This window comes from Bradyrhizobium sp. 521_C7_N1_3 (assembly GCF_052075975.1).
Lineage (GTDB): Bacteria > Pseudomonadota > Alphaproteobacteria > Rhizobiales > Xanthobacteraceae > Bradyrhizobium > Bradyrhizobium japonicum.
In genome coordinates, this window is the sequence record NZ_CP197232.1 from 4,482,361 (window position 1) to 4,494,645 (window position 12,285).

At 59.6% G+C, this 12,285-nt stretch carries 10 protein-coding genes and 1 pseudogene; 4 read left to right on the top strand and 7 right to left on the bottom strand.

Annotation, left to right across the window (positions count from 1 at the left end; all coding sequences use genetic code 11):
- Positions 1-506 precede the first annotated feature (506 nt).
- Entirely contained in the window at positions 507-2,060 is a 1,554-nt protein-coding gene (locus AB7008_RS20430) for a hypothetical protein (protein WP_441259423.1), read from the top strand.
- An 80-nt stretch (positions 2,061-2,140) separates the two neighbouring features.
- On the opposite strand, the gene AB7008_RS20435 is transcribed toward AB7008_RS20430, so the two are convergent.
- The 7 genes from AB7008_RS20435 to AB7008_RS20465 form a co-directional block, all read right to left on the bottom strand.
- Positions 2,141-3,481 (bottom strand): cellulase family glycosylhydrolase, encoded by a 1,341-nt coding sequence (locus AB7008_RS20435; protein ID WP_441259424.1) that lies wholly within the window; start codon positions 3,479-3,481, stop codon positions 2,141-2,143.
- A 178-nt stretch (positions 3,482-3,659) separates the two neighbouring features.
- Positions 3,660-5,003 carry an O-antigen ligase family protein gene (locus tag AB7008_RS20440; protein WP_441259425.1) on the bottom strand — a complete coding sequence of 448 codons (1,344 nt, stop codon included), beginning with the start codon at positions 5,001-5,003 and terminating at the stop codon, positions 3,660-3,662.
- A 94-nt stretch (positions 5,004-5,097) separates the two neighbouring features.
- Positions 5,098-5,676 carry a hypothetical protein gene (locus AB7008_RS20445; protein WP_441259426.1) on the bottom strand — a complete coding sequence of 193 codons (579 nt, stop codon included), beginning with the start codon at positions 5,674-5,676 and terminating at the stop codon, positions 5,098-5,100.
- Between the two features lie 21 nt (positions 5,677-5,697).
- Positions 5,698-6,309, bottom strand: a complete 612-nt coding sequence (locus AB7008_RS20450) for a HupE/UreJ family protein (protein WP_441259427.1) — start codon at positions 6,307-6,309, stop codon at positions 5,698-5,700.
- Positions 6,306-6,911, bottom strand: a complete 606-nt coding sequence (locus AB7008_RS20455) for a HupE/UreJ family protein (protein ID WP_441259428.1) — start codon at positions 6,909-6,911, stop codon at positions 6,306-6,308. Before AB7008_RS20455 ends, AB7008_RS20450 begins: the two co-directional genes overlap by 4 nt.
- Before the next feature lie 16 nt (positions 6,912-6,927).
- A complete protein-coding gene (locus AB7008_RS20460; RefSeq protein WP_441259429.1) occupies positions 6,928-7,920 on the bottom strand; it encodes a HupE/UreJ family protein in 993 nt (330 codons plus the stop codon).
- Positions 7,917-8,819, bottom strand: a complete 903-nt coding sequence (locus AB7008_RS20465) for a peptidyl-prolyl cis-trans isomerase (RefSeq protein WP_441259430.1) — start codon at positions 8,817-8,819, stop codon at positions 7,917-7,919. The genes AB7008_RS20460 and AB7008_RS20465 overlap by 4 nt, the downstream gene beginning before the upstream one ends.
- A gap of 292 nt (positions 8,820-9,111) precedes the next feature.
- On the opposite strand from AB7008_RS20465, the gene AB7008_RS20470 reads away from it, so the two are divergent.
- The 3 genes and pseudogenes from AB7008_RS20470 to AB7008_RS20480 form a co-directional block, all read left to right on the top strand.
- Positions 9,112-11,121: a hypothetical protein gene (locus tag AB7008_RS20470; RefSeq protein ID WP_441259431.1), complete on the top strand. Its 2,010-nt coding sequence runs from the start codon at positions 9,112-9,114 to the stop codon at positions 11,119-11,121.
- A 36-nt stretch (positions 11,122-11,157) separates the two neighbouring features.
- Positions 11,158-11,550, top strand: coding sequence for a hypothetical protein (locus tag AB7008_RS20475; RefSeq protein ID WP_441259432.1), 393 nt, complete (start codon positions 11,158-11,160; stop codon positions 11,548-11,550).
- A gap of 102 nt (positions 11,551-11,652) precedes the next feature.
- Positions 11,653-12,270 (top strand): annotated as a pseudogene (locus tag AB7008_RS20480) (putative 2OG-Fe(II) oxygenase); the annotation flags it as partial.
- Between the last annotated feature and the right edge of the window lie 15 nt (positions 12,271-12,285).

The following is a 12,285-nucleotide window of genomic DNA, read 5'->3' on the forward strand; positions in this document are numbered from 1 at the left end:
TTTGTTAATTTGCGAAGGGAGCTGCGGAGAAATAAATCGATCCGAGTAAAGATGTTTATTGCTGGCTTTCGTCTAACCAATTTTTTCTTTGAGTTTGACAAGACACGTGTCCTCTACGCTCTGTCCAACTGTATTTACAAAACGGTATGCTTCTTCTTCAAGATTGATATCTTGGCGCGAACACGGATTGGTTGGGGCTTGCGGATATTTCATCCTTTTTGCATATGCATTCACCCTGACGTTCGGATTGGCGACGATTGCGTTTTGCGACACGGCGTGACGTTGGGAAACAAGGGTGAGAGCTCAAGTGCGGTCCCTTCAGTGGGAAACGGCGTCGAGTTTGGTTGCTATGCAGTGGTTTTCGGCGGGGTAAGCATTCCTGATGGAGCCAGAGTGCGCGCTCTGTCGCTCACGACGGAGAGTGAGAGGTCGAAGGTGGCGATCGACGTGAACGCTCGCGATGCCTGTAACCTCGATCTGGAGTCTCTGTGCGGATCCGACAGGCCGTGAATACCGAAGGACCACATAAGCATATCAATATTCATCGCGCGTTCCAGATCCACTACGCGTTCAAGTTCATCAATCTGTTCCTGGGATTCTTCTTTCAGATCCTTGTGGTGAAAACGCTACCGCCGAGCGGCTACGCGACCTATGCGATCTTCCTTGCCATCCTTTTAACGATGGAGCGGGTACTTTCGTTCGGCATTGATCGTACGTTGCTGCGTTATGTTCCATCGCTTACAGCGGATGGTGACTATCAAGGGCTCGCGGCCCTGTTGAAGAGGGTGGCTCTCGTAAGGGGGGGGTCTATCCTGGTGGCGCTGAGTGCAATTGGTCTGCTCGCGACGTTCGCGCGAGACACGTTGCTGATGGGTGAAGGGATACTTACGATCTGCGCGTTCGCTGTCTGGTATGCGGGCTATGCGGTGACGACCGATTTGGAGATGTTGGCGCAAAGCTGGATCGTGCACGCGACGACCGCGATGTCGGGAACGATCGATGTCCTTTTGCGAAGCGCGTGCGTACTCCTGCTTGCCGTTTCCGGTCATGAAATCAGCGGCGCTACGGTGATCGCAATATCGGCTGTGACGACGTTTGTTGCGGTGATCATCATACTTTTAAAATTGATCCGGCTCAGGCCGCATATCTCAAGTCTTCTGATCGCGACCAGCGAGCAGCGAATGCCCCGCCTGAGCGCGAAGGATGCTCCGCTTTTCGCCGCATCAATCTATGCGTCCAACATTGGTTGGTTGATTACCAGTCCCTCGGTTGTCAGGATATTTGCCAAAGGCGGGCTCGATATTGTTACGTTTTCCGCATTTTCGTTTGTGCAAGGTCTTTGCGTTTCGATTCAAAGGGCGTTTCCCGGTCTGATGATTCTCCCAAGTCTGGAGCCCTTGTTCGCCAGGTTCACGATGGCGCCTGCGCGAGTGTTTTCCTCGCTTTCGCTGGTGTTCAAGCTTGAGTTGGTCTGCTTTCTGGCTTTCTCAATTCTTACCGGCCTCGCGGGACGAGAGATCATCGCGCTTGTATCACGGCCGGAGTATGCTCCGTACTACTACTTGCTCCCGTTGGTCATGTTGATCCTCTTGTTTCAGACCGTTTACCGGATATGCGAGATTGTTACGAGCGTTCAGCTTAAGCACACCGTCTTCCTCGCGCTTTGGCCGGTATCGCTGCTGGGGGTCGCAGCTCTCTACTTGACTGCAGATCGTTGGGGCCTTCTCGCAGTCCTGTTCATTCCGCTCACAGAAAGTGCAATCCGCATCGGAATCATCATGCTCGCCCATCGACGCGTCGAGACATGGCGGGCAATAGACCCCGTTCGCTCGCTCCAGGTCGGAACAGCGGCGGGCGGCTGCGTTCTGTTTGCTTTGCTTGCTCGCTACGCCCGACCAGACTTCGGAAACTTAACCTTGGCCGTGCTGGCTACAGGTCTCTTCTTCTTGACGGTGTTTGTTGTACGGCCATTGCGTAAGGATGAGGTCGCGAGTCTCAGTCTGACCATGCCGTCGTCCTTTCAGTCCCTGAGTCGCGCGATCACGCGCTGGGCCCGATAGGGATCGGTGGGCTCGCCCACAGGGACCGTTCGATCGAGTTATGGCTTCGGTCGCTCAAGGTTTAAGTGCTCTTCGAGAACCTACCTTCCGGGCAGCCTCAGGGCCTCCAGCATATCCGCCTCAAATGCGAACGGAGGAGCTGCAGAAGAGATCGCAAAACAATCGCCTTGCATCTGATGGATGGTGATCAGTCCTATGCCGCTTGCAAATGAGTTGTCTCGTATCGCCCGGACGAAATTGAAGGCGCTTTTCGAGGGAGCCTTTCCGACGCAACCAGCTTGGTCGCGATTTACGCCAAACTCCGTATTCATGATTTGCTTGCGTGACAAGCGATGAAGGTCGGCCCAGGTGTTTACGACATTCATTCGCTTCAACAACAACTCGGCATTGCCAAAGGTTGTCCTGTACTTCTCGAAGCTGTAGCTGTGAACCGTTCGATACAGAAAGTCGTAGATTAGTTGCGATTTTGCCGAGCGGTTCAGATTTGGATCTGCCGCCACGTTTCTTCGAAAGGTATTTTCTGCGGCGAGCTTACCATCTCTGTCCATTGCAGCAGGAAACTCAAGGCCGCCGACATGAGAGAAGAATCCAGCATACCCTTGATGCGTGAAGGTGGCGGACTCGTAAGGGTGGATCGCATAGCCGGTATTCGCGTCAAAGCGGTCGGGTCTTAAATTGACAACGCCCGCTGACGAGTCCCCGCTGACCGATCCGTCGAGCTCCGCGAAGCCGGTTCCGGCCACGATTAATGTGTGAGTTGGCAAGATCAGGCGGATCTGTTTCCAGTAGAATTCAATTTGCTCGTTCCAGGGGCGTTGACCGTTGAATGAAGTGGGCGACGGGGGTTCGTTGAAAAGCTCGACAGCAACCAGAGCTGGTGGAAAGCGCGCCCCGATGGAAATGGCAAGCTTGCTGACGACGTGGATCAAGCGCTGAAACTTTTCCCCGGTCTCGCCATCCAGCAGATCGACATCCGCGAAGCCGGAGACCGGGTGAGCTCCTCGAGGGAAGGGATGAATATCCACTATGACCCTCAGTCCACTGTCTACCCTCCGGGAAATACCGATCATTATCTGCGCAACTAATGCATCAAGTAAGGTTTCGGAGCGAGCCGACATCAGCGCGCCAACGTCTACCACCATTCGAAGGCAGTCAAAGCCAGACGAGTTGATCAAAGCGAGCCGCGATTTCGGCATGACTGCTTGGTCGGAGCCGCCGTTTCGAAAGGGATCCTCGTCGTAAACAGCCGATCCTGGGGGGCCGATCGACAGGCCGTATCCGAACGGCTGAAATGTGTTTAAGCAGACCAGGGTCTTGTGATTATCGGAGAAGGCAGGGCCATCGCTCAGCTGCGGTTTCTGCATTGACGCGTGAGAGGAAAGGCCCGAGCAGCAGATGGCAAGAGCTATACCCATCGTCATCGTCCGTAGTTCTCGAAAGTGACAAGCGTTCAATGGAATGCCCAATCTTAGGTTATCGACGACTCCGCGTATGTCCGACCTGCCTCCGCTTTGATATCTGCGGCCAGCGGAGAACATTTCGGCGTAGGCAAATTTGTTTTCTAACGGCCGCTGGACAATCTCGGCGGACCTTCCGGCGTTAGGAGTTGATTGGAGCGGGCGGCCGGCTAGGCACGGTTGGAGCTAATTCCCAATCGTCGTTTAGGCTCTCGCCTGTACTGGCGCTTGAGCAGTCCGGGGGGCTGTTGAGCGATCTAGAACGCGCGCCCAACCGTCTCAATGCGGAAAGCTCGGAGCTCGCCGTCACCATCGCCATCGCCGGCAAGACCGCATACCAGCTATTTGGCGCTAGAAACGCGGACTCTACAACGTTGGCCCCAATCATATAAATGAAAATCGCCAACGGAAACGCGTTGATGTGCGACTTCTCTTCATCTCCAGATATCAGAAGTCGCGCCGCAATCCAAAATTGCCAGGCGAGCAGGACCAAGCATAATGCGAGACCAACATACCCAAACGAAATTAGTATCTCCATAAAGCCATTATGCGCGTTGAGGAATTGACCGTATCCTATGCCTTCGATCTGAGGTGATACTATCTTGGTAAAACCTGCCGCGAGACCGTAGCCAAGGAGTGGGCGCTGGTCGGCTAGCCCAATCAGGTAGCCCCACAGCGGAACTCGGCCCGTCAAATCGGGCTCCTTTCCAAGAGCATTAAGTGTGAGCGTTGCAAGGTCGCCGCCGAATAATGCGATCATCAGAAGCGCAAGCGTCAGGAACGGCAATGCGGCTATTCGTATTTGAAATGAGCGTCGACCCACGAGCATGAGTGTGGCCAGCAGGACGGGCATGAATCCCGCTACGGCGTAGGCGGCACCGGAGTTGGCTCCGTACAGGCACACCAGACTGATAGTGATGATGGCAACGCGAACTGCATAACTTGTGAAGGCAACGCGGCCATAAAAGAGCACGAGTACGAACGACAGCGCGGCCAGCTGCCCCAAGGCGGTCCGATGGCCAATCACCCCGCGCCAGGAACCCGCGTGGACCGCCTCAAAAGGGAAAACATCTGTGGCCTGATGGACGCCCTGATAAGGAAAAACAAAGACCCAGACAAAGCTTGCAACGATAATAGAGGACAGCGTCCAGAGGAACAAACGCAGCGAGCCTACCGTTCCGAACTTTGAGCAAATGGCAATTCCAAAAAGTACGGTCCCGGACAGGGCAACGCTCTTTCGCAGGGTCAACAGCGGGTCTGGCGACCACAACATTGATAGGAAGCCCAGCAGAGGAAGGATAAATACAGGCCAGCTATGACGAACGGTTGTCCAGAAATTGGACGAGATCAGGAGAAGAATCGCAACCAAATAGCACAAGCTCAGCACGATTTGGCTGCGAAGGGAGCCATCTGCACCGAGGTCCATCGGACGGCCGGTGTCGATGCCGGCGATCTGCAGCGCAAATCCGCCGATCATCGCGATCATGCAAATCCCGGAAATGATCGTGACCGGCAACGGAACTGAGGGCGGTCCCGACTTTTCTGTAGGTCGCTGAAGCTTGGGCCGATAGAAGCTGCGCTTATGAAAAATCGAATTTCGTTGCATGATCCAACTGGTCTTGCGCGACGAACGCTGAGAGGTCGTCAGGACGCGAATGTCTCAGTGGGCGACAAATCGTAAACGACGAGGATTCCCCGAATACTGCTAGAGCACATTTTAAATACCAGGGAAATAAATATTTAAGTGTTTGCGAAACAAGCTTAAAATGGCCGAGTTGCCGCGGTTGGTCTTTTGTCCCGCCGTCAGCCTCGAACCGTTTTAGCCGGTCTACTCGTGGCAATCTCTGCGAGATGGTTCGCCACCGCAAGCGTGGGGCTCCGGTCCGCAGCGGCTTGCGGGGGCTGGCTGAGCTTTCTGCCCAGCTGCAAATCGATAGCCGGTCCACCGCGGTGTCAATTTGCCCGGCAGCATTTTGCGCTGCGCCCTTTGCCGCGATCTCCGTCGAAAGCTCCTCGATCGTCTTGCGTTGTTCCATGCGGCTTCGCGGATCAGCGCAAAGGCGGCCGGTTCTGCGAGTGCGTGCAAATGCATCACCTGGAGAACGGGCGGCAATCACGTGCTGCCATGCCGCGGGCCCGCCGCGAACCGCGTCGTCCATGGCAGGGTTCTTGGCGGCCTCTCATGACGTGAGAAGAAGGCTCGCCATCATCAGACCGATAGCCGCGATCCAGCCTCCAAGTGCGCGGACGGCGATGGTTCGCCAAGACGCTACGCCGTCCGAATTCGTGAATACGGCGGTCATCGCCATTGCCAGCGTGATGGCCCCGTAACCTACGCAAGCCAATCCTGCCGCAAACAGCAACCGGTCGGCTTCAGGCCCGAGGTCGGCGCCGTTCGCAGCGCCCCGTATCACGGCGACTGCGAAGGCAATCGCGCACAGCATGAGTGTGGGCACCTGCGCCGCTGCCGCGATCAGCAGGCCGATTGCGAGCATCATTGCCGCGTCCGAAAGCTGTGTGGAAGTCGCGCTGAAAACCTGTCCAAAAGACAACCCGGCCAGTAGTCCAAGCGGAAACACCACGATGAGCCAGCGCCCCTTGGCGGCTCCAAGCGTACCGGCCAGAACGCCGGTCGCAGTCCAGAGAACGACATCCTGAAGATCGGTGAGGGGATGTACGACACCCATGTAGAAATCGCCGAGGCGCGCCGCGACGATATGCGCCTCGGCGGTATTTGCGCCGGCCAGCAGCATCGCTGCGGCCATTAATAGGCGAGCGCAATTCAGCTTCATGCAAGGGCTCCGACGCCCTGTGCGAGGAAATAGCAGCCAATTCCCGCGATACCCGCCCCGAGTCCCTGAATGACGCGCTCGCCGGCGGGCCAGCGCGTCAACGCGCCAATCGCGATGCCGAGCAGGTGCAAGAGGCCGGTGGCGGTGACGAAGCCGACGCCGTAGGCCAGCGCATTCGCCGCGCGCGGAAGCTCGGCGCCGTGCGCATGACCGTGAAAGATCGCAAAGATCGCAACGACGACGGCAGCAGCTGAGAAGGGCAGACGCAGCCGGGCCGCAACGGCGACGCCCAGGATCACGGCCGAGATGGCAATCATCACCTCCGGCATCGGAAGCGGAACATGCAGCACGCCCAAAACCCCGCCGACCGCCATGACGAGCGGGAAGGTGATCGGCAGGATCCAGATTGCGGGGGCGCCGAGCTGCGCGCCCCAGATCCCGACGGCCACCATTGCGATCAGATGGTCGATGCCGGTGACCGGATGGAGCAGGCCGCTGACGACGCCGCCCGCCACGCCAGTCTGCTCGTGTGCGAGAGCCGGCTGCATCAGTGCGAACGAAACGATCGCGGTCGCGAGGGCTCGGGGGATGCGTAAAGACATTGTTTGCGACTCTCGCTTAGATCGCGGCGAACACGCGCGCCAGACGGCCGAAGAACCAGAACATCGATACCGATCCGATGAGGTAGGCCGGGAGGGCCTCGCCCCAGCGCGGCACGACGGCATCAAGCCGTCGGTGCGCCCAGATCAATGCAAGCACGAGCAGTACGAAGGCAAGCTGTCCGATCTCCACGCCGAGGTTGAAGAACAGCAACGCTGCAGGAAGGAGGCGGCGTTCGAGCCCAAGTCCCGCCAGGGCGCTCGCGAAGCCGATGCCATGAACCAGACCGAAGCTGAATGCCACGATCCAGGGATAGCGGGCCGCGAGTCCGATCTCGCCGCGCTGCTGCTTGACGATTTCCACTCCGACGAACGCGATGCTCAATGCGATACAGGCATTGAGCGGGCGTTCCGGCACGCCGATCAGGCCAAAGGCTGCCGCAGCAAGCGAGGCGCTGTGCCCGATCGTGAAGGCCGTGATCGTCTTCACCAAGCGCCAGCCGCCGCCTACGATCCAGATCAGGCCGAGCACGAACAGCAGGTGATCGGCGCCGAGAAGGATGTGATCGATCCCGTAATTCACATAGGTCTTCGCCAGCTCGATCCACGCCTCGAGCGTCGGGGCGCCTGTGCCAAGAATGGAGACGACGGGATTGGCGGTCGAAATGGTGTAGCTGCGCGGCTCCCCGGTGATCGGGATGACCCTGATCAGGACAACCGACATGTTGGAGCCGAGATTGGAGATGGTGATCGAGCCAACCAGCCCCTTCTGGCCACAGTTCATTTCGGGCAGGCGGAGAAAACAGTGGGGCGGCACCTTGAGATCGACCCGGGATGCGCCGATCGAGGGCTCGATGCTCCAGCGGCCGACGAATGCGCCGGGCCGCACCTCGCGGAATTCGAGCACGCCCATCGCCGCCTCGTGCGCATTCAGCGCCGAAGGCCGGACGAGTGCGGCCAGCACCAAAGTCAAGACCAGCAGCGCTGGCCGCAGATATCGGATTGCCGTCACGGCTCGTACCGCACCTGATAGGACGCCTTTAGCCGCGTGACCGCTTCCCAGGCCAACTTGCGAGTCTCGTCCGTGTGCCAGATTCTGGCGGCCTCATCCCTGACCTTGTCGAGGCTAGCGAGATTTCCGGGACGCCGCGAATCCAGCCGGGCGACGTGCCAGCCGTCCTTGGATTGCAGCAGCTTCCATTCGCCCTCCGGCATCGCCAGCAGTTGATCACGGAAATCCTCGCCGAAGGACGCGGTGAGACTTGCGACCGGGCGAGCGAGGATCGCGCGCGTGAGATGCTGGAGCTCCTCGGATTCGCGCTGCCCGACGATATCGTCGAGCTGACGCTGCGCCGTGGCCTGATCCGTGGGCGGAGTGATGTAGAACGAAACGCGCTCCGGCTCGTCGAAGCGGGTGTGGTTTTCGGCGAACCACACGCGCAACTGCTCGTCCGAGGGGCGCGCAACGCGGATCTGGTCGAAGATCAGCAACTGCATCTTGTAGGCGATCCGGTCGCGGATCGTCTCGTCGCCGCGGTCCACGGCAAGCGCCTTGCCTTCACGGTAGAGGATCTCGCTCGCGACCCAGCTGTCGATCATCTTCTGGAGCTGCGCCTCGGATGGGGTGCGTTCCTTGTCCTCGTCGAAATTGTCGATGAAGGACTGGCGCATCGTCTTGGTGACGATGATGACCTTCTCGTCCTTGGCGGGCGGATGCAATACGGCGTCGATGCCGAAGATGATCGCACTCAGCAGGGTGAAGTGCAGCAGCGGCTCGCGCAAGAACCGTGCAAGCGTCGAGGCGAGCGAACGTTTCTCTGCACCGCTGACGACATCGCCGCCCGCGGCCAGAGACCCGGTGCGTGATGGTGGAAAAGATTGCGCTTCTACTGGTGTCGCCGACGTTGACATGCGGTTGTCACAAACTCTCGCTGCACGCAGCGCCGCTTTATGCGGCAGCGCGTTTCATCTGTCATCTTCAATCGCTCACGCGGCGCGGAAATGCAACGGGCAGGCGCGAGAGGCAAGATGCTCATGGAAAATGCAGCGTTGCGCCACGCAAACACAAATCTTTCACGAAGCTGTATCGGAACTTTGGTCATCATTGAGGTTGCGAGGAGTCCGCAGGCGTGGTTGGGGCCATTGATCCTCAATCCCCGGACTCTCCATCGTTTCGCGATAACTGACTTGAATGAGGGCGATAATGTTTCCATCTGGCAAGACGATCCTGCTGACCGCTGCGTCGGCATCCCTGGCGCTGACTCAGAGCGCCGCAGCCGAGGGATTTGGGCGCGACGACCGTCGCGGCAATCCCTACGTTGCCGGTGACATGCACAACCACAACACCTGCACGGACGGCTCGGTTGCCGCCGGCTATACGATCGATCGCGCGGTCGGGCGCGGCACCGCGTCCGCCGGCGGAAACAATTTCGACCTCGACTGGTTCACGCTCGGCAACCACGGCGGTTCCGGCAACCGTGACTGCCGCTTCAGCGACACCAGCGCCAACCTTCCGGGGCAGACCACAACGACCTGGAGCCAGACGCTCGGCCAGACCATCGACGGAATCACGATCTCCAGCCTGAAGGGCACCCCAAACGGCAGCGGCACCGGCGCGCAGATGTGGCGCTGGCAGTCGATCCGCGAGATCGAGTATCCGACCATCGTCAATCGCTCGTCGCAGTACGAGAAGGTGCTGATCGAAGGACTCGAGTGGATTGCGCCCGGCCATGAACACGCCGACGTCGCCGTCATTACCGGCCAGCACCCGACGCACCGGAAGAAGGGACCCGGCAACGCGGACAAGATGGCGGAATTCGAATACCGCTTCGACCGCGCCGACACCGATGCGATCGGCCCAGTCATCGACGCCGGCGGCAATCAGCTCTGGCTCGGCAAGGACAACGTCAACAACACCGGTACCGCGGGCCACCAGAAGGCGATCACGGGCATCAAGTGGTTGCAGACCAACTATCCGCTGCAATCCTACGTCATCCCGACCCATACCGAACGCCAGGGGCCGTTCAGTGCGACCGCCAACCGCGGCTACAACATCGAGCACTTCCGCGACTTCAACAACGCGGGCCCGACGGTTGCGTTCGGCATCGAATCGCCCGGTCACTTCGCCGAAGGCGGCGCCGATGGCGGATCCGGGTCGTACACCGCCAGCGCGGTCGGCGGCGGCACGTACGGCATGGCCGGCATCTACACCGCGAAGGTTGGCGGACTCTGGGACGGACTGCTGGGCGAAGGCCGTAACTTCTTCATCTATGTTAGCTCCGACTGGCACAGCCGCGGTGCCGGCGGCGCCCGCGATTCCTTCACGACGGCCGATTTCATCCCCGGCGAGTACACCAAGCTCTATGTTCCCAATGCCGGACGGTTCTCGTCACAGCACGTCGTCGACGGCATGCGTTCGGGCAACTCTTACTCGGTCAACGCTGACCTGATCGGTCCGGATCTGGTGTTCCGCGCCAAGACGCGCGGCGACGACTGGAAGACCATGGGCGAGACGCTGGTCGTGAGGCCCGGCGAAAAGATCACTGTCGAGATGGAGATGACCGTCCCGAAGGAAAACAACAGTCCCTACACGTTCGGCAATCCGTTGCTGGTGTCGCTGGGCCTGAAGCAGCCGCTGAACAAGCCCTCGCTCGACCACGTCGATCTGATCACCGGCCAGATCACCGGCGTCGTTGCGCCCGGCGCGCCGAACTACGCAGTGGCGAATGCCGCGGGCACGGCCGGCGCGGCGATCGTGTACAATTCGTCGGCGACCATAGCCCGGCAGATCCCCTCATCGCAGATGCAGCGCGAGCATCGCGATCGTGACGGCGTGCGGCTGAAGTTCACGACGACGTTCGTCGCCGGACCCAAGCCGTTCTATATCCGCGCACGCGGAACCAACATTCCGAACGGGACTCCGAATGTCAGCGACACCGCTGGAAATCCGCTGCTCGACGCCAACAACGCCCAGGTCAGCTGCACCGATCCGGCGTGCCCGGCGCACCTCGAGGTGGTGAACGGCGCCAAGAAAGTCACCCACGACGTTCAGGCCTATTCGAACGTCTGGTTCTACGCCAATCCGATCTTCATCAGGCCGGAAAGCTCGCCGAAACTCCTGGTCGAGACCAACACCGAACTGGCGCGGCGGCTCGGTCAGCGCGCCGACAACGACCACGATCACGACGACGATCATCATCACGACCACCACTAACGGGACGTGAGACCATCCGGCGGGACGCAACAATCATTGCGTCCCGCCGCACTTTTCTGGAGGACCGGTTTCGGCCCGCACCTCGACATGTACCTGCTTCGTATCACCGTCTGTACGCTGGGCATCGTTGCCGGCCTTGGGTGTGCTATGGCCGCGCCCGACGCTGCCGCGCCCGTTTCCGACGAACCGACTCGGGAGGATTGCCACGCTGCGGTCGCGGAAGCGCGGGCGCTGGCGGCGGCTTTGCCGGCCGACCATATCTCCCGCTACTTTGCCGAGCGGCACTTGCATCAGGCGCTGGTTGAGGCCGGCAATGGCGAGTTCGACGAGTGCATCGACATGGCGGCGCGTGCCTCCGACGAGGTGCGCGAACGGCGCCACGAGCTGCGGCCGGGCGAAAAGCTGAAAGTGCTCGGGCCTCACGAGTAGCAGTTTTCGAAACCCTCGAGATGCTGCTCGCTGTCATCGCAGCGTCATCTTTGCGCGCGCATTGTTCGCCTGCGTTTCAAGAACAAAGTGGACTATTGCGATATGGATCAGATCGAGCGGCTCTTCCCGATCCCCCTCTTGCGCTCGCCCCGGCTGCTTCCGTCATCGCTGAACGAAGCGGCCGTGGCCGCGATCCGGAGCACCAAGGTCGAAGGCAATCTGCGCTCAGGCCAGCTCTTCCACACGGAAGTTGCCGATCCCCGCGACAACGAGCTGTTCCACCAGATCGCTGAGCTTGCTGCCCCAAAACTGGTCGAGTTCGGCGTCTTGCTGTTCGGCGAAGAGCTGCGCTGGACCGTCAAGGAGATGTGGACCAACATGCTGGAGACTGGCGGAAACCAGACGCTGCACTCTCATGCAAACAGCTTCGTCTCCGGCATTTTTTATCTGACCGACTCGCACCCGTCCTGCAAGACAGTGTTCGTGCGGCCGCCTGGCGGCTCCGACTTCTCCTTCCGCCACCATACGCGAACTGCTGCAATGGGGCCTTTCAATGCGGGCAAGTACGTCCTGCCGGAAGCCGAGCCGGGAGATCTCGTGCTGTTTCCGAGCTACCTCTACCACGAGGTGCCGCGGAATCCGGGTGGGCAGAGGATCACGATCGCTTTCAACGCGATCCCCGATCATCTCGACTGCTGGGGCTATCGCATCAACTTCACGCCGCGAGCCGGCCGA

Coding starts and splice junctions, on each gene's coding strand:
- AB7008_RS20435 (WP_441259424.1), bottom strand. CDS start 3,481: ATGACGATGGGTATAGCTCTTGCCATCTGCTGCTCGGGCCTTTCCTCT.
- AB7008_RS20440 (WP_441259425.1), bottom strand. CDS start 5,003: ATGATCGCGATGATCGGCGGATTTGCGCTGCAGATCGCCGGCATCGAC.
- AB7008_RS20445 (WP_441259426.1), bottom strand. CDS start 5,676: ATGGACGACGCGGTTCGCGGCGGGCCCGCGGCATGGCAGCACGTGATT.
- AB7008_RS20450 (WP_441259427.1), bottom strand. CDS start 6,309: ATGAAGCTGAATTGCGCTCGCCTATTAATGGCCGCAGCGATGCTGCTG.
- AB7008_RS20455 (WP_441259428.1), bottom strand. CDS start 6,911: ATGTCTTTACGCATCCCCCGAGCCCTCGCGACCGCGATCGTTTCGTTC.
- AB7008_RS20465 (WP_441259430.1), bottom strand. CDS start 8,819: ATGTCAACGTCGGCGACACCAGTAGAAGCGCAATCTTTTCCACCATCA.
- AB7008_RS20470 (WP_441259431.1), top strand. CDS start 9,112: ATGTTTCCATCTGGCAAGACGATCCTGCTGACCGCTGCGTCGGCATCC.